Source organism: Sphingobacteriaceae bacterium GW460-11-11-14-LB5, from assembly GCA_002151545.1.
In the GTDB taxonomy this organism is placed as follows: domain Bacteria; phylum Bacteroidota; class Bacteroidia; order Sphingobacteriales; family Sphingobacteriaceae; genus Pedobacter.
The window spans coordinates 129,496-147,618 of record CP021237.1; the positions used below are offsets into that span (position 1 = coordinate 129,496).

The 18,123-nt window shown below is 39.6% G+C and carries 13 protein-coding genes; 8 read left to right on the forward strand and 5 right to left on the reverse strand.

The genetic code is table 11. The features are described from left to right. Window positions 1–933 precede the first annotated feature (933 nt). Window positions 934–5,364, reverse strand: a complete 4,431-nt coding sequence (locus CA265_00585) for a translocation/assembly module TamB (protein ID ARS38261.1) — start codon at window positions 5,362–5,364, stop codon at window positions 934–936. A 74-nt stretch (window positions 5,365–5,438) separates the two neighbouring features. On the opposite strand from CA265_00585, the gene CA265_00590 reads away from it, so the two are divergent. Both CA265_00590 and CA265_00595 read left to right on the forward strand, forming a co-directional pair. Beyond that, complete coding sequence (locus tag CA265_00590) at window positions 5,439–6,440, forward strand: tRNA (adenosine(37)-N6)-threonylcarbamoyltransferase complex transferase subunit TsaD (GenBank protein ARS38262.1); 1,002 nt, start codon at window positions 5,439–5,441, stop codon at window positions 6,438–6,440. 223 nt (window positions 6,441–6,663) lie between these two features. Next, window positions 6,664–6,861: a hypothetical protein gene (locus tag CA265_00595; protein ID ARS38263.1), complete on the forward strand. Its 198-nt coding sequence runs from the start codon at window positions 6,664–6,666 to the stop codon at window positions 6,859–6,861. A 114-nt stretch (window positions 6,862–6,975) separates the two neighbouring features. Here the strand turns inward: CA265_00595 and CA265_00600 are convergent, their stop codons facing one another. After that, the gene (locus tag CA265_00600; protein ID ARS42839.1) at window positions 6,976–7,989 is read right to left on the reverse strand and encodes a recombinase RecA; all 1,014 of its coding nucleotides are present in this window, start codon (window positions 7,987–7,989) and stop codon (window positions 6,976–6,978) included. Between the two features lie 135 nt (window positions 7,990–8,124). Then, entirely contained in the window at window positions 8,125–8,790 is a 666-nt protein-coding gene (locus CA265_00605; GenBank protein ARS38264.1) for an endonuclease III, read from the reverse strand. A gap of 355 nt (window positions 8,791–9,145) precedes the next feature. On the opposite strand from CA265_00605, the gene CA265_00610 reads away from it, so the two are divergent. Together CA265_00610 and CA265_00615 are read left to right on the forward strand one after the other, a co-directional pair. Continuing rightward, complete coding sequence (locus CA265_00610; protein ARS38265.1) at window positions 9,146–9,622, forward strand: hypothetical protein; 477 nt, start codon at window positions 9,146–9,148, stop codon at window positions 9,620–9,622. Between the two features lie 15 nt (window positions 9,623–9,637). Next, a complete protein-coding gene (locus CA265_00615; GenBank protein ARS38266.1) occupies window positions 9,638–11,929 on the forward strand; it encodes a copper oxidase in 2,292 nt (763 codons plus the stop codon). Window position 11,930: 1 nt separating this feature from the next. Here the strand turns inward: CA265_00615 and CA265_00620 are convergent, their stop codons facing one another. After that, window positions 11,931–12,890 (reverse strand): hypothetical protein, encoded by a 960-nt coding sequence (locus tag CA265_00620; protein ARS38267.1) that lies wholly within the window; start codon window positions 12,888–12,890, stop codon window positions 11,931–11,933. Window positions 12,891–13,095: 205 nt separating this feature from the next. Between CA265_00620 and CA265_00625 the strand changes: the two genes are divergently transcribed. The 4 genes from CA265_00625 to CA265_00640 are packed head-to-tail and all read left to right on the forward strand — an operon-like array spanning window position 13,096 to window position 16,500. After that, complete coding sequence (locus tag CA265_00625) at window positions 13,096–13,743, forward strand: hypothetical protein (GenBank protein ARS38268.1); 648 nt, start codon at window positions 13,096–13,098, stop codon at window positions 13,741–13,743. 8 nt (window positions 13,744–13,751) lie between these two features. Further along, a complete protein-coding gene (locus tag CA265_00630) occupies window positions 13,752–14,849 on the forward strand; it encodes a hypothetical protein (protein ARS38269.1) in 1,098 nt (365 codons plus the stop codon). Next, window positions 14,839–15,897, forward strand: a complete 1,059-nt coding sequence (locus tag CA265_00635; protein ID ARS38270.1) for a hypothetical protein — start codon at window positions 14,839–14,841, stop codon at window positions 15,895–15,897. The genes CA265_00630 and CA265_00635 overlap by 11 nt, the downstream gene beginning before the upstream one ends. Before the next feature lie 54 nt (window positions 15,898–15,951). Next, window positions 15,952–16,500 carry a hypothetical protein gene (locus CA265_00640; protein ID ARS38271.1) on the forward strand — a complete coding sequence of 183 codons (549 nt, stop codon included), beginning with the start codon at window positions 15,952–15,954 and terminating at the stop codon, window positions 16,498–16,500. Between the two features lie 265 nt (window positions 16,501–16,765). Here the strand turns inward: CA265_00640 and CA265_00645 are convergent, their stop codons facing one another. Continuing rightward, on the reverse strand, window positions 16,766–17,950 hold the full coding sequence (locus CA265_00645) for an MFS transporter (protein ID ARS38272.1): 1,185 nt from the start codon (window positions 17,948–17,950) through the stop codon (window positions 16,766–16,768). Window positions 17,951–18,123: the final 173 nt, after the last annotated feature.

An 18,123-nucleotide genomic window follows, 5' to 3' on the forward strand; every position in this document is an offset into this window, starting at 1 on the left:
TGCTGAATTTATTTTATTAGTAGACTTTATTGCTTCAAAGACGTAATAGGCTACAAGGAATCGTCATTGCCCGAAAGCTTTTTCAGCCGACAGCCTATTCCGATCTTTCCTGTCGTGTGGACTCATTTTTGTTAGCTTGTATTTTTTGGCATATTCTAAAAGCGATCGTCCTGCTGTCCTGAAGCTTCGGGGTCAGCATCTTTCCTGCTAGTAAGAGCCTCTTGTTCTTAAAAAAACTATCTTGTGGTCACAAATATCATTTTTTTCCGCTCTCTGCCGCGGGGGCATGGTAGTTTTTCGCAGATATGTTGTTTTTATTTGTGCTCAAGAATGCTGGCGCATTTTGGAGCGCCAAAGTACCCAAAGCGCTTTGTCAATCCATCAAGGTGGCTTCTCACTTCCTCAGGCTCATCAAAAAAACAGCGGCACTTCGTTTAATCAGGATTTGTTTTTATTTTCTTTGGTCTGATTGAGCCCTTCGGGTTTTGTGTTCAATACCTTTTAAAAGCTGGGAATCATGATTATTGAACACAAAACCACTGCGTTTAAGGTTTGGTAGTGCTATTTGTCCTATTCTGCAACTGTTTTTTTGATTTTTCTGCCACTTGGGATTGACGACGTTCTTCGGCAAAGCCTGAACTTTATGAATGCTGGTTAGCAAAGGGCATAAAAAACCAAAATCGAAAGATGTGCCCACACGATAGGATCTTTCTGGGAGCAATCATACAACGATCGTTACTAGCCTGCGCTTTAAGATTCCCGCCTGCGCGGGAATGACGATCATTCTATTGAAGTCTTACTTCGTTCCTGGCAATGACGATGGTTGGAAAAATGAAACAATGACTAATAAACCAATGGCCAATGAACTATTGACCAATGAACCAATGAACCAATGGCCAGAAAGAACCCCTTAACCCTAACCTCTAACCCCTTCTACCTCCGTTGGTTCCCTTTGCTCTGATTAATTATCGCTTCCTTATTAATCGATTTATTCGTTTTAACAGGGGCCTGACTTTGTTTCCTTTTCAGGTTCCGGCGGTAGGCACCCGAAATTTTCTGAATAAACTCTTTAAACGTATCAAACTGCTGGGTATACACCAAACCAAAAGAGGTTACGTTTGCAGTTGAGCTGATCCCGCTGTTTAAGAATATACTTTGTTGCGTAGGTGGTTTATTTGCCGCTTTTACGGTTAAACTTCCATCTTTTTTAATTAAGAAAAGTGCCTCAACCTCTCTGCCTACATTGTCTTTAGAGAAATCGATCACCGTAAAATCGTTCACACTGTTCCGGTCTACAATTCCTGCATTAATAATTAAACGATCGCTAAAGAATTTAAACGATGCATTGGCCTCGCTTAAAGAGCGTACGTTCAGATCGACAAAGTTTAAGTTTAAGGAAGAAAGCACATTGTTAAACTGGTTAAATACCAACTCCGTAGCGGTACTGGTTGCGGTAGAACTGAGCTGGTTTCCGATCGATTCGCCGCCATTTCCTGGCGCAAAACTTCTTCGGATAATCAAACTGAATGCCTGTAAGTTCAGGTTGTTCTGATCGCTTAAATAGGTTTGCAGTTCTTCTTTAATAGAAGGCTGTGCAGGGAAATTGATATCCAGTTTGATATCTGGTTTTAACAGTAATCCTGTTAATCCCATCTCTACCTCGGTATTTACCCTTTGGTTGGCGTTACTGCTGGCATCGCGGTTGGCGGCCTTGTAAAGGTCATTTAAACTCGCCCTCAATGCATATACTGCTTTTAAGTTGATCTGTGCAGCGGTAGGGTTACCCGTCCAGCGGATGGTTCCACCTTGCCTGATTTCGAATTTTTTATTGATAACCTCCTGGGCTGTAAAGTCGAAACTTCCGGTCTCGATGATATAATCGCCCGACATTTCGAAATCGCCGAAACTATTGATGTTTAAGTTCAGCTCGGCATTACCCTTGCCACTTAAATTACCCAGGGTAGTAAATATATTCGCCGTGGTATTCGGATCGATGGTTAACTTGAAGGTTAAGGTTAAACCATCAAAGTTGGTTTTTTTCTTCACCAGTACAGTCGAATCGCGGCTTACAAAATTAATGAAGTCTTTGTCCGATATGGTTTCAGAACTGTTTAAAGGCAGGTTAAATACGGTTCCCTTCTCCGTTTTCGCCTTAATATCAATCTTCATTTTATTGGTAGGACCAGTAAAGGTAAACACACCAGTACCGTAGGCACGGCCATAATATACCGAATTGTCTTTCGCGGTGGTATTTAAGGCCATTAAACTGTTTGCATTTACCTTAACGTTCAAGGTAGGGTAGTTAATGTCGTTTAAATCTACCGTACCATTTGCGGTGGCTTCGTGGCCTTCCAAATCGTTAAGGACAAAATCTTCGAGTTTAATGACGCTGTTATTGATTTCTACCTTATCGGTAATCACATATGTGGTTTTAAGGTAGTTTACCATCAGTTGTCCTTTATCTAACGATAGACTCCCATTAATTTCCGGTTTCTCTAATTTACCTTTTACGGTTAAATCAGCAGAAATATTTCCTTTTAAATTGGATACGAGTTGTTTCACAAAAGGCTCGAGAATGGTGAGCTTGCTTTCGTCCATTTTTACGTCAAGGTCGATTTCTTTTTCTTTTAGATCCAGATTTCCGGTCAGTTTAAAAGTCTCCGAACCGTCGGCCATGATGCGGGTAAATACGTTTATTTTTTTGTTCTCGTTGCTGTAAGATGAGGTATCAGTTAAGGTGCCGATATAGATATCGTTAAAGTTTAACGAGTCGATTTTTAAATCGTCGGTTACCCTGGGTGCTTTTAATACCCCATATAAATCGGTTGTCCCGTTCAGGTTTCCACCCAATTTAACACCAAAGCCTTTGGTAAAAGGGTTCAGGGTTTTTAAGTTGAAATCTTTAAAACCAACACTAATTAAATCTTTCGGATCTTCAGAAATTAATCCATCAATAATCACCTGCTGCTTTCCGTTGGTTAAATCGAAATTACTGATCTCGGTTTTACCATTGTTGAGCACAATGCGTACTTTCTCCTGGATGCGCCACTCTTCGTTATTAATTTTTAAGATCGAAGGTAATACGCTTAACCTTGCCGTAGTATCCTGGTTTTTGGTAAATTCTACCAAACCGTTTAAATCGAGCTGATTATCCTCTTCCGCGTTCGACATTTTTACGTTGAAAGCCAGACTGTCGTTCCGCAGGATATTGGAAATGTTTACATCTTTAATAAATAAACTATCGTTAATCTGCACACGATCGGAGGTGACAATCAGTTGAAGCTGTTGGGTGGTGGTATTTTCATCGAGGATAATATTGTTGACCACAATGCCATTGTATTTCAGTTTCTTCACAAAACCATTCAGCGTTGCGGTATTATTACGCGAATCGAAATCACCTGTTACCGTTGCACCTTCTTCTAATTCAAGGCCTGGTACAAATATCTGCGCCAGCGGTTCAAACTTTTTAACTTTCAGGTTAAACTGAAAAATCTGGTTTTTGTATTTGATGATATCGGCCTTTAAGGAAGGGATGTAGGTTTTGGCGATGGCTTTGTAATAAGAAACAATCGAATTTAAATCATATTCACCTTTAATGCTGGCATCTAAAATGTCCGAGCGGATATCGAGTACGCGGCTCGTACCGATACCGTTGGCCATTAACTGCACCGAATCGACACTGTAAACACCTTTCGGGTTTTGCAGCCTGATTTCTTCAATTAATAATTTGCCTGATATATTGTTCAGGTTGGTACCCGAGAAATTGGTGGTAAATTTAGCGTCAACCTGCAACGAATCTTTCAGCAGTTTTAAAGCCTTTAATTTTGCTTTAGAAATCGTGGCATTGAAGTTAAATACCGGCAGTTTTGGATTCAGGTTTACCCCGCCATCAAAAACCAGTTTCACATTGCGGTCGTTAATGCTCAGCTTACCGTCGAAATACTTTTTGTTAAAAGTTCCGTCAATTTTCACATTGTGGTAACGGTAACCATTAAAATCGATATAGGTTACATCACCGTTTATTTTCTCGGTTAACTCTTTAAGCTCCGTGCCACGGCCTTTAACATATAGGGAAGAACTGATGCGGCCAAGGCTTTTTTCATCAATCAGGTTACCCAGGTTAAAATCATAACTTTTTACGTTCCCGGTGTAAGAAGGAACATCGTTTTTATCGATTTTCATGTTCACATCCGAAACAATACGGCCCAGTTTGGTTTTAAATTCGCCATAGGCAATAAAGTCGTTCTGGAAACCGGTGAAACTTCCGTTAAAGTTAATGTTGCCAAATTTGTTTACAATTACCGGAACAATTTTTTTCTTGCTGTTGGTAATGCCAGCCAGCACTTCATCCAGATCGGTTTTATTCGTGCCCGCCATTTCAATGTTGAGGTCCATAAAGGTCTCTTTCCATTTCGGCAGCCCTTTTAAAATAAAATCGCCTTTAATGTGTGTGGCTTTTCCGGTTCTTAACGATAGCTTTTTGGCTTTAAGGTTATTCACCAAACCTGTAATCTGGCCATCAACATCCAGATCGAGTTTCATCGTGCTCAGCTCAGGCGCAAAGAAAGCAACATCCCTGGAGGTGATGTGGCTATCCTTAAAAATGGCTTTCATCCGCACATTATCTACATAGTGGTTAAAGTCTTTATAACTTTTAAACCGCATTTGGTAGTAATCGGTTAAACGGCTCTGATTGGTTTCGAGCAACAGGTTTTTCAGCTCAATGGCATTACTGTCTATCGTGGTTTGGGCAGTCAGGTTTTTCAGGTAAAATCCGCTTCTTTCTTTGAAAGTCAGGTTTTTGATGTTGGTTTTAACCAAATGTGTTTTGGTATCGAGCCCTTCAAAAATACCGCTGAGTTCTTTAACATCAACATTATCGAAGTTTACACTTTTGCCCTGAGTGGTATCTTTTGCTGCGTAATTTTTATACCTGAAGGCAAATTTGTTTAAAATAATACGGCTGATATTGATATCATATGGCTTACTTTTCTTTTTCTTTACAGTGGGTTTACCAGAATCGAAGTAGTTTATAATGAAATCGAGGTTAGAAGACTTATCTTTGAAATCCTTTAGGAAAAACCGCCCGTTGTTGATTTGAATGGTATTGATATCGATAATCTTTTTATCAATGGATAATTGATTAATATCGACCATGAACTCCGGGGTTCTCAATAAAGTGTCTTTTTGTAAATCCAATATCAATAAATCTTCCAGTACGATAGATTTAAAGGGTTTAATGTAAAGACTTTTGATGGAAACGGTGGTTTTAAGCTCTTTTGATAAGTACGCAGCAGTTTTCTGCGCAAAATAAGTTTGAACGGACTTAAATTGTAGCGAAAAAATAAGAAGCGCAAGCAGCAAGATTATTGATGCGATTACCCAAAGGAGTATTTTAAATAGTTTTTTAATAATTTTGCAGCTTAAATATTAATAATTTGTCTGTTATACTTGCTATCGAGTCTTCTTGCGATGATACATCCGTTGCTATTTGTAACAACGGCAAAATTACTGCCAATGTTATTGCAAACCAAACAATTCATCAAAATTATGGTGGTGTTATACCTGAATTAGCTTCAAGGGTACATCAACAAAATATTGTGCCTGCCGTACAGCAAGCTTTAATTAATGCTAAAGTTACAAAACAGGACATTAATGCCGTAGCTTTTACACGTGGTCCTGGTCTTTTAGGATCGTTACTGGTTGGTGTTTCTTTCGCAAAATCTTTTGCATTAGCTTTAAATATACCTTTAATTTCTGTCAATCACATGCATGCGCACATCTTAGCGCATTTTATTGATGATCCTAAGCCTAGTTTCCCTTTTATCTGTTTAACCGTTTCGGGCGGACATACGCAGATTGTGCTGGTAAAAGATTACTTTGATATGGAAATTGTAGGCGAAACGTTAGACGATGCTGCCGGTGAAGCTTTTGATAAAACCGCAAAATTACTGGCCTTGCCTTATCCGGGTGGACCACTGATTGATAAACATGCGCAACATGGAAATCCTTTTGCCTTTAAATTTGCCGAACCGCAAATTGCCGATTTGAATTTTAGTTTTAGCGGTTTTAAAACTTCTATTCTGTATTTTATCAGGAAACAGGAAAAAGAGAACCCGCATTTTATTGCCGAAAATTTAGATGATATTTGCGCATCGGTTCAACATAGTATTGTACAGATTTTGCTGAACAAGTTAAAGAAAGCAGCAAAACAATACGGAATTAATGAAATTGCTATTGCAGGAGGTGTTTCGGCAAACTCTGGTTTAAGAAATGGCCTGCAACAAACAGCCGATGAGTTGGGCTGGAAGATATACATCCCGGCATTTCAATACTGCACTGATAATGCGGGCATGATTGCCATAGCAGGTTACCAGAAATACCTGAAGCAGGATTTTGTAGGACAGGATGTTTCGCCAATGGCGCGGATGGAGTTTTAAAGGGATGGTTCATTGGTCATTAGTTCACTGGTCATTTGTGCAATCGACTAAGGACTTTAGACTCCGCACTGGAATAACGCATCATGAAGTTCCGTGTCTTCCTTGGCTAAGGATTGACGACTGAAAACTGAAAACTGCCAACTGAAAAATTAATCTGCTCTTAAACTTCCGACTTCGGACACCCGACCTCGGACTAATAAAAACTATTAAATTAAATATACATATGACTGGAGCATCGTTAATATTTTGGATTGTTTGTGCGATACCGCTGATTGGTATTTTATATTGGTTAATCAGAAATGATAAAAACAAACTGAAAGGGAGTTGGGGGGTAATTATCCTGGGTGCCTTGGTAATCGCTGCACTGTTGGTTATAGTGTATGTAACCAAAGATTTTAGCGCCATTTTTAGTCAAAACTAATAGCTGCGCTTATTCAGCAAAGCCTGTAAATAAATCAGCATAACGTATAAAGCAAAACGCCCTGCTAAGATAATTTTAGCAGGGCGTTTTAATATTGTAGCATTGAAGCCTGGCTTATTTCTCAGCCAGTTTATCGCCTGTTACTTCGGCTTTAATTTTAATTTCCAATTCTTCTGCAAGTTCAGGATTGTCGCTTAACAATTGTTTTACGGCATCTCTACCTTGTCCTAATTTGGTATCTCCGTAAGAGAACCATGATCCTGCTTTTTTGATGATACCAAAATCAACACCTAAGTCGATAATCTCACCGTTTTTAGAAATACCTTCACCAAACATCACATCAAATTCTGCAATACGGAAAGGAGGGGCCACTTTATTTTTAACAATTTTTACTTTAACGCGGTTACCGGAAACTTCATCAGAATCTTTGATCTGCGAAATACGACGGATATCTAAACGTACCGATGCATAAAATTTCAATGCATTACCACCTGTTGTGGTTTCAGGGTTACCAAACATGACACCAATTTTATCACGTAACTGGTTAATAAAAATACAGCAACACCCGGTTTTAGAAATCGTTCCGGTTAATTTACGTAATGCCTGACTCATTAAACGGGCATGTAAACCCATTTTACTGTCGCCCATTTCGCCTTCAATTTCACTTTTAGGAACCAAAGCCGCAACAGAGTCGATTACAATGACATCTATAGCACCCGAACGGATTAAGTTATCGGCAATTTCTAATGCCTGCTCACCATTATCTGGTTGAGAGATTAAAAGGTTATCTGTATCTACACCTAGTTTCTTTGCATAAAACTGATCAAAAGCATGCTCTGCATCGATAAAAGCAGCAATACCGCCTTTTTTCTGTGCTTCGGCAATAATATGTGTAGCTAAAGTTGTTTTACCAGAAGATTCTGGTCCATAAATTTCAATTACACGGCCTTTTGGAATACCGCCAATACCTAAAGCAATATCTAAGCTGATTGATCCGGTAGAAATAAAATCTATCGGCTCAACGGCAGAATCGCCAAGTTTCATGATGGTACCTTTACCGTATGATTTCTCTAGTTTATCTAAAGTAAGTTGTAAAGCTTTTAATTTATCTGGATTTGCAGTGCTCATGTCTTTTTTCATTGATTGCGTAAATATAATCGATTATCGGCTAATATGCTTAAATGTTGATATTTATAATACTAATATATTTAGCTAAGGTAAATGTTTTTTAGCTAATGTCAATAGTAAAGTGAAAATAATTTTTTAAGCTTTTAATTTATCTCTTTCGTTTTGAGCGGTTAAACGTTCGAAGTACCTGCACATGTAGGTAATTTCGCAAACCTCACATTTAGGGCTCCTGGCTACACAAACATAACGTCCGTGCAGAATAAGCCAGTGGTGTGCAATGTGGATATCGTGTTCGGGCAGGTTTTTAACCAGATCTTTTTCAACCGCCAATGGAGTTTTGCCATTGGTTAAACCCAAACGGTTGGCCACACGAAAAACGTGGGTATCAACCGCCATTGCCGGGGCGTTATAAATTACCGAGGCAATTACATTGGCCGTTTTGCGACCCACACCAGGCATTTTCTGTAAATCATCAATGCCCGAAGGCACTACGTCATTAAATTCGTTAAGCAAAATATTCGCCATGCCCACCAGGTGTTTTGCTTTATTGTTGGGATAACTGATGCTTCTGATGTAATCGAAAACAATATCGGGGGTAGCTTCGGCTAAAGCTTTGGCATTAGGAAAGCGTTGAAAAAGTGCAGGGGTTACCATGTTTACCCTTTTATCGGTGCATTGTGCAGAAAGGATTACCGCCACTAAAAGCTGATAGGGATTATGATAATGTAACTCGGTTTCTGCATCAGGCTGCTTGGCCGAAAAATGTTCTACAAAAAGTTTGTAGCGTTCTTTTTTAAGCATGTGCAAATATAGGGGAAAGATGGAAAATGTAAGATGGGAAATGTAAGATGGAAAATGTATGAAGGGTAATGGAAGATGGGAGAGGTAAAACTGCGATTTATTATCATGAGGAGATAATTTATTGCATAAATAAAGCTTAATTACTTCATTCACGCCAACCACCTAACGCCAAACGCATTACCCGATTGTAGGCGATAATTATATAAACATTTTCGGTAAAAGTATAACATCCCGAGAGGCTATGCCGCTAGCTTTGTTTAAAAATAAAACCCGTTCCGGTTTGGCGAGTTAAAGCAAAAAAGCAAGTTGCTGCCGGGTGTGGGAAAATACTGGTAACATTTAACTTAAACACAAAATGAAAAAGTTATTTAAATTATTTACGATCAATGTCATCGCGCTAATGGTGGCAGGCAGTGTATCGGCACAGGAAAAAGCAGCAGCGGTTAGTCCGCTTCAAGCCTATTACGATGTTAAAGATGCTTTAATCGGCAGTAATGCAGGCTTGGCCGGCACGAAGGCTACGGTATTAATTAACGCTATAAAAGCCAGCGAAAAAACCAACGCTTCAAAAGCATTGCGTGATAAAATATTATTTGATGCCGAGCACATTGCCGAGAGTAAAGATATCGAACATCAAAGAGATCATTTCACGTCATTATCAACCGATTTTTATGCACTGGTAAAAGCCATAAAACTTAACGATAAGCCTGTTTATTACGCTTATTGTCCGATGAAAAAAAGCTATTGGTTAAGCGAAGGTGAGGCGATAAAGAATCCATATTATGGCAATAAAATGTTAACTTGTGGTAAGGTTGCCGAAGTACTTAAATAAAACACACGCTACAAAATGAAGTTTATTTTAGTTTGTTGCCTTAGTATTTTGCTCAGCAGTTTTGCTTTTGGCCAACATCAGCACAACGAGGTAAAAGCAGCTGCCCCCAAAAAAAATCCCCAGAAAACAAGCGATATCGAAACTGTAGGTAACAACAAACTGCCAGGGGTTGTTCGTTATGATTTGTATATTGCTGATACAACCGTAACTTTTGGTGGAAAAGCTAAAAGAGCCATAGCGGTAAACGGGCAAATACCCATGCCCACGCTAACCTTTACAGAGGGCGATACCGCAGAAATACATGTGCATAATAGACTTAAAGAGTCAACCTCATTACATTGGCACGGGTTATTTCTGCCAAATCAGTATGATGGCGTTCCGTATTTAACCCAAATGCCTATTGAACCCAATAAGACCCATGTTTACCGTTTCCCTATTATACAGAACGGTACGCATTGGTACCATAGTCACTCTGGTTTGCAGGAGCAAATTGGAATGTACGGTGCGATGATTTTGAATAAAAGAAAAGAACCGGCTATACCTACAGTGCCTGTTGTTTTAAGTGAGTGGAGCAATATGATGCCCCACGAAGTGGACAGGAGATTACATAATGCCAATGATTGGTTCGCGATAAAAAAAGGCACTACCCAGAGTTATGCTGAGGCCATAAAAAGCGGACACTTTAAAACCAAGCTCACCAACGAACTGAAGCGGATGACCGCCATGGATGTGAGTGATGTATATTATGAAGCCTTTTTGGTGAATGGAAAAAATCAGTACCAGGTACCCAACAACCTTAAAGCAGGCGATAAAGTAAGATTGCGTATTGCTAACGGAGGAGCATCTACTTATTTTTGGCTCACTTATGCCGGTGGTAAAATAACGGTAGTGGCTAATGATGGTAACGATGTAACGCCGGTAGAGGTAGACCGGCTGATTATTGCCGTTTCCGAAACCTATGATGTAATTGTAACTGTTCCCGAAAATAAAAGTTACGAGTTTTTGGTAACGCCCGAAGATCGTACCAAATCGGCTTCGCTGTGGCTGGGCAGCGGGCAGAAAGTGCCGGCTCAAAAATTGCCCAAATTGAAGTATTTCGAAGGCATGAAAATGATGAACGAAATGATGGATATGAACGGCAATCTGGTGCAGATGGATGGGATGAAAATGCAGAATCAGGTGATGGATATGAATACGGTCATGTATGCTGAGCTGGATGACGCGGGGAGAGATACGGTTGTTTCGGATGCACACCAGGGTCATGATATGGGCAATGACAAAGGCATGAAAGGTCCGATAACAACATTAAATTACGATATGTTGCGCTCGCCTGAAAAAACGACTTTGCCTAAAGCCCCAACCCGGCAAATGGAGTTTCAGTTAACGGGCAATATGAACCGTTATGTTTGGACTTTGGACAATAAAACCATCTCAGAAGAAGATAAAATCCTCATCAAAAAGGGCGAAAACCTGCGGATCATTTTATATAACAATAGTATGATGCGTCATCCTATGCACCTGCATGGGCACGATTTTAGGGTAATTAATGGTCAGGGCGATTATGCGCCTTTAAAAAATGTACTCGATATCATGCCCATGGAGCGCGATACCATTGAGTTTAGCGCTTCTGAAAGTGGCGATTGGTTTTTTCACTGCCATATTCTATACCACATGATGAGCGGGATGGGTAAAATTTTTAGTTATGAAAACTCACCATTAAACCCCGAAATTCCGTACCCTAAACTGGCACAGCGAAAACTTTATGCTGATGACAGGATGTTTCATTTTATGGCCGAAAACGATTTTGCCAGCAACGGAAACGACGGTATGGCCATGTTGGCAAATACACGCTGGAGTTTTGGAACGGAGTGGCGCTTAGGTTATAATAAAATGCACGGCTTTGAAACTGAAACCCATATTGGCCGTTATGTAGATCGGATGCAGTGGTTAATGCCATTTGTGGGTTTCGACTGGCGCTACCGGAAAATGGAGGCTGGCGAACAGGAAAGTAATATTTTTGGCCAAAAAAGTACAAAGGATAAAAGAACCATGTTTAGTGTGGGGCTTGCCTATACTTTACCTATGTTGATTATTGCGCAGGCAGAAGTGTACCACGATGGCAATGTTCGTTTGCAGTTAATGCGGGAAGATATACCCATTTCTAAGCGTTTGAGGGCAAGTTTTATGGTAAACAGTGATAAAGAGTTTATGGGTGGACTTAAATTTATTACCACGAAATACATGGGCATTTCTGCGCACTACGATAGTGATATGGGTTTTGGCGCAGGTTTAACGCTTAATTATTGATCTAACCATTAGTAATCTCCCTCAACAATTTATCGCATTCGGCAAAGGCATTATATAAATATTTATTGCGGTGTTTTTCTCCCTGCCCGCTAAAAGAAACCGATTTCATAATCAGGCCCTGCATCCATTGTTTAGTTTGTTTGCAATAGGCCTGGTCTTCAGTTCTTAAATAGTTAAAAGTATTAAACCTGTTGTAGCAGGCCATACGGTCTTTAAAATCGACCAGGTAAGCGATGCTTCCCAGTACATCGCAGTTGTACCAGTTAAAAGTATGGCTAGGGTCGATGGTTTTTTTACTGCTGATTGCATACATATTCATATCGGTCAGGCAATACCTTACCTGTTCTACAATTTTCACGGCCAGTTCGGTATCTGTAAGGTGCCCGGCTTCAAATGCATACCTGATCTGTTCAAGTGTGCCTGTTACGGTATCTTTAGACCAAATTTCGGTGCTTGGTATTTCCAGGTAAGTGTTATGCAGCTCCTGCGAAATTTTAATAATTTCATCAGACAGGAAAGAAGAACTGAACGGCATCTCTAGATTATTGGCGCTGTTTGCCCAAAAGAAGAGTTTGAAACTTGTGAGTTCGGGATACTTGAAAAAATGAAATAAAGGAATATCGTCAGTGGTGATGGTGATGTGTTTTTTATGGCTGTTCTTGATGGCTTTAATGTTATCCAATAAATTCCGCAGATAGCCAACCATATCTAAATCTTCGTTTACACTTAAATAGCTAAAAGTAACAGATAACGATTGTTTCGGGCTGTACAGGAAAGGCACGTCAAAACAATCAGAAAGTTTGATGATTTGCTGGAAAGTAAGGTTGCTGTCGCCCCTGATTTTCTTATAGGCTTCATTGGTGCTTATTCCTAACTCTTCGGCTACACTCAGCGCCAGGTTCTGGTATTCAGGTAAGGCTGCTTTGATGGCCTGAAAAAATAATGCTTGCTGATTATCCATAAAGATTAATTTATAAATGAAATCTTAACGTTTTTAATAATCGAATGGATTATTGTCGACAGTTAATTTAATAATTATAATTTATAATCATATTATAGATTCATAAATTTCTTTAAAGGATATTTTTATGATCTATAGTAATCTTTAAGATTAATGGCGTAATGTTCAGTGTTTTAGATTTGATTAACAATTTAAAATACATCAAATGAATATGCTAAGCTCAACCTCCATTCAGCCTCATGCCCATTACAGTAGGCTGAATGATAACCCACGTTACTTTAAGCAGTCTGTCTGCATCATTACTTGTTGGCTGTTTTTTTCGGGCTGTGCTTCTTTCTCTGACAGGCCCATCAGTCGCCATAAGGTTAAACTGGATAAAGATGAAGTATCAAAACTTTCGGGTACCTACCAGTTATTTCCTGATTTGATTTATACCAAAAAAGGGGTAGCCGAAACGCTTGGTAATCAGCCTGCAACCGAGCGCTTTCATCGATACATCAGCAAACGCGAAATCGATTTCAAACCTTCTGAAAACCTCACTGTAGATCTAAAGGTGATGGAGGATAACCAAATCAGCTTTCATTTTAAAAAAGACAATTTGATTGTTGATAGCGTAACCTTATCGGCCAAACTGCAATCACGAGGCTTGTTGCTATTGGGGAATAAATATGTGGAATTTCACGGAGTGCCCTACATTTTAGGGGGTTCAAAGAGTGAAAAAACACGCATTGGTTTAGCAAGTGACGGAGGACTTATCGTGAATCATGCTTATGATAGTTCTGGTGCACTTTTACTATTTATAGGGGCAGGTCGTTCTTACGATTCTGCTTATCATTTTAAAAGGATTAAATAAATAACGACATGAACAAATTAAGATTTATAAAGGATGAAGGCTCAGCATTCTATAAAGAATTAAATGAGCAGGTAGAACTGTATTTTGTTCAAAATGGATTGAAGAAAACCGGGAACGCGAAGATGTTTTTTAAGATTTTCTTATACTTCGGATTGGACATCCTGTTTTATATTTTAATGATCACCAGCGATTCAGTATTGGCATTTTATGTTTTTTACCTGCTGATGGGGCTTTCTGTTTTGTTAACCGCTTTTAATGTTTCGCACGATGCTGCCCATGGTGTAGCGGTTAAAAGCAAGTTTTGGAACCGATTATTGTTCTCTCTCAGTTTTAATCTGCAGGGCAATAATGCCTATGTGTGGGGTAAAAACCATAACGAATCGCACCATTTATATACGAACATAGAAGGTAGCGATATTGATGTGCTGAACAATCCCCTGTTTAGGATGACCGAATCGCAGCCTTTAAAAGGGTACCACCGGTATCAGTTTATTTACGCGCCGTTTCTCTATCTCTTTTATTCTATTAACTGGTTCTTTTTTAGAGAAAGCCTATTGTTGTTCAATTTATCGAGCCGGACGATTAAAGTGGAAATTCCCCGCATTGAAGCCATAAAGCTGGTGGTGTATAAACTCTTGTATATAGGTTATATGATTGTGTTGCCAGTTTATCTGTTGCCTTTCGGCTGGGCAGTAGTTTTGATGGCATTCCTGCTGAATCATTTTATCATTTCGTTGTTATTTGTGGCGGTGTTGGGCGTTGCACACTTATCAGATTATGTGAGCCATCCGGTACCCGATGAAGATAATCAATTGAACATGAGCTGGCCGAAACTGCAGTTGCTTACTTCTATAGATTACCATGCAGAAAGTAAATTTCTAAACTGGACATTGGGTGGCTTTAACGCCCATGCCGTACACCATCTGCTCCCTAATGTTTGCCATGTGCATTACCTTCACATTATTCCAATTTTTAAGGCATTAGCTAAAAAGCACAAACTTACGTACATGGAAATGTCGTACGGTGAATCGTTGGCCTCGCATTTCAGGTTTTTGAAAATGATGGGTAAAAGTGAACATTTAATTCCGATGCGATATGAAGGATAAACACATTCATGTAGCGGCTGATAGTCGGTTGCTAAAAGCGATATACAAACGTGTAGAGCAGGAGCTGGTGATTGATAAACCTGCTTTTATGAGGATGATTGCCGCTAAGTTTCTGGTGTATTTTTCGCTCACGGTATTTGCCTATCTAACCTTGTATAAAATTACCGGTCCGATGAGTTTTATAAGCTGTTTTGTGCTATATGGTTTTATCTCTTTGCTCTTTGCCTTTAACTTTTCGCACGATTTTTCGCACAATACCATTTTTAAAAGTAAGCGGCTAAACCATATCTGCTTTGTGGCTATTTATACATTGGTTGGTGCGCATGCCGAAGCCTGGAAACTGCGCCATGTTAATTCGCATCATTACGCACCAAATGTAGAAGATTATGATTCAGACCTTAAAATATCAAAGCTGATCCGTGTGGTGCCTGATAGTAAACATTATTGGTTCCATGCTTATCAGCATTTGTATGCGCCATTGGCTTATACTACTTATTCGTTGTTCTGGATTTTTATTAAAGATTTTGTCATTCTTTTTAGCAATGATGGCTTTGCCGTTAAAAAGAGTTTTAAGTATTACCTGTCTTTTGCGCTTCAGAAATTAGTCTACATCAGTTTATTAGTGGTATTGCCCATGCTTTTTTCGGCTCAGCCATGGTACTTAGTTATGTTTGGTTTTTTGATGATGCATTTAAGTCAATCGCTATTTTTGTTATTCACGTTTTTTATGACCCATCATGTAGAGGAAACGCAATATCCGAAAGCAGATGCGGAGGGTTACATCAATGCTTCCTGGTTAATGAACCAGATTAAGAGCTCAAACGATATGCATCCTTTTAGTAAAACGGCGAACTTTATTTTAGGTGGTTTTAACAATCATATTGCCCACCATTTATTTCCGCATTATCACCATGTATACTACCCGCAGATCAGTAAAATATTGTACGAAATGTTAAATGAAAGTGGTGTAAAACCCAATTGTACCAGTTATTTCGGCGGGATAAAATCTCATTTAAAGCTGCTTAAAAGAATGGGAGCTGCCGCATAGTCCTCATACTCATCTAAATTGAACGTTATGAAATATTTATTGATATGCTTTTGTTTGTTAGGGTTTACAGCTGCGTCAGCGCAACAAGACACCTTACACAAAAATCATAAATTTTACTATGGTATAGCTTTGAGCGGAGGTAAAGGAACCGAAGATGGTGGTTATGGTGAGCTTCATCTTTATTTGCAGCGTAAAACCAATTACATTGCTTTTAAATCATCGGGTATTTCAGAATTCGAGCTTTTTGGAGATAAGCCTAATCCCAGTATTTCTGATGTTGGGATTATAGTAGGCAAAAGTTATAGTTTCGAACGCTATATCAACATCAAGCTTGGTGCAGGGCTGGCATTTACGGAACAGATATCAAGAGGCGCATTTTTGTACAATACCTGCAAGTCTATGTTTTGCCTGTTTGATCATGATGTTTATGAAGTTGTTACCACCCGAACTCTTGGCATTCCGATAGAAGTAAGGACCAGTTTTTTGGTTGGGAGGGCTGCAGCGTTAACCCTTGGAATAAGTGCCAATCTCAATAGCGCGAATAGCTTTTGTGGCTTCTCGGTGGGCGCTACCTTTGGGCGTTTGAGAGATAGAGTGAAGTGATTATTGAATGATGGAGTTTCGAATGAGCGAATGATTATATTTTCTCATTCACTCATTCAAAAATGGCGCACTGGGTTTTTAATTAACGGTATGACCCTTCATTTTAAACCTGATGGGAGCGGTCCCGATTTTTCATCGGGATAAGCGGACAGCAGGACTGACAATTTTTTCTTGCACTAACCTATGTTTTCCAAAAAAAATGCAATATTATAAATTGCTTCACTCCCATCACAAAATACCGCTTCGTTCGCAATGACGAATATTTTTAGTGAAAAGAAGCAGCGGGTACTTTAACCTGTTCGGTTAGCCCCTGGTTACTTTTGATCAGCCAAAATGCAAAGAAAGCACCAACCAAAGCCATTGCGGCACCAACATAGGCTGGCGAAGTATAATCGAAGCCATATACTAACGGAAGTCCACCGAAGAAAGCACCCAGGGCATTACCGATATTAAAACTCGCCTGACTGGCCGAGGCCGCCAGCATTTCGGAACCTTTGGCGCTCTGGATCATTAACATCTGTATAGGAGCAGCCAGCGCAAAAGAGACAGCGCCGGTAACAAAAGTCATAATTAAAGCTAAGGGCTGACTTGCCGATACGAAGTGCACAATGGTTAGGGTAATCACCATAGTTAATAACAAGGCTGCAGATGCCTTTGCCGGCGAAAATTTATCGGCCAGTATACCACCGATATAATTGCCACATAACATACCAATACCCGCTAACATTAATATATAGGTTACTGCATTTGGCGAAAAACCAGCAACGTCAGTCATTAACGGGGCGATATAACTGTACCAGGTGAATAAACCACCGGTTCCGATTGAAATCATAAAAATGATGATCCATGCTTCTCTTTTTTTGAAGAAACTTAGTTCGGCTTTTAAATCGCGGTTTTTAGTGGCTTCTAAAGCAGGTAACCATAACTTTAAACTTAATAAAGTAACCAGACCAACAAATACCACAACAGCAAAAGATATGCGCCAGGAGAAATTGTGACCAATAAAGGTGCCCAGCGGTACGCCGACAATATTGGCGATGGTTAAGCCCATAAACATGAGCGATACGGCCTGAGCCGCTTTCCCTTTTTCGGCGATTCTGCTGGCCACTACCGAGCCCACGCCGAAAAATGCACCATGTGGTAAGCCTGAAAGCAATCGGGCAATAAACAGGGTATCGAAAGTTGGGGCAAATGCTGAAAAAGCATTGAAAACCGTAAACATGATCATCAAAGCAATCAATATCATTTTTGGTGGATATTTACCCGCAATCATAATCAATAACGGGGCACCGATAACCACGCCCAAAGCGTAAGCTGAAATTAAATGTCCGGCTTGTGGAATGGTTACGGCTAAATCTTTAGAGATATCGGGTAACAAACCCATCATCACAAATTCTGTTATGCCGATGCCTAAACCGCCTAAAGTGAGTGGGAGCAAGTTCTTGTTCATAGCGTACTTAGTGTTAAAATTACACTATGTAAAGGTAAGGCTTTTTATTTAAGGGGATTGTAAAAATTAGGCCATTTATCCATATGTAAGATGGGAGAGGTAGGATGGAGGATGGGAGAGGTGAAATGGAAGAGGTAGGATGTTGTTGTAAAATAGCTTATGGTTAGAAAGTC

Bases quoted from the DNA above. Each gene is read 5' to 3' on its own strand.
- CA265_00595 (ARS38263.1), top strand. From the start codon at position 6,664: ATGACTGGAGCATCGTTAATATTTTGGATTGTTTGTGCGATACCGCTG.
- CA265_00600 (ARS42839.1), bottom strand. From the start codon at position 7,989: ATGAGCACTGCAAATCCAGATAAATTAAAAGCTTTACAACTTACTTTA.
- CA265_00605 (ARS38264.1), bottom strand. From the start codon at position 8,790: ATGCTTAAAAAAGAACGCTACAAACTTTTTGTAGAACATTTTTCGGCC.
- CA265_00610 (ARS38265.1), top strand. From the start codon at position 9,146: ATGAAAAAGTTATTTAAATTATTTACGATCAATGTCATCGCGCTAATG.
- CA265_00615 (ARS38266.1), top strand. From the start codon at position 9,638: ATGAAGTTTATTTTAGTTTGTTGCCTTAGTATTTTGCTCAGCAGTTTT.
- CA265_00620 (ARS38267.1), bottom strand. From the start codon at position 12,890: ATGGATAATCAGCAAGCATTATTTTTTCAGGCCATCAAAGCAGCCTTA.
- CA265_00625 (ARS38268.1), top strand. From the start codon at position 13,096: ATGAATATGCTAAGCTCAACCTCCATTCAGCCTCATGCCCATTACAGT.
- CA265_00630 (ARS38269.1), top strand. From the start codon at position 13,752: ATGAACAAATTAAGATTTATAAAGGATGAAGGCTCAGCATTCTATAAA.
- CA265_00635 (ARS38270.1), top strand. From the start codon at position 14,839: ATGAAGGATAAACACATTCATGTAGCGGCTGATAGTCGGTTGCTAAAA.
- CA265_00645 (ARS38272.1), bottom strand. From the start codon at position 17,950: ATGAACAAGAACTTGCTCCCACTCACTTTAGGCGGTTTAGGCATCGGC.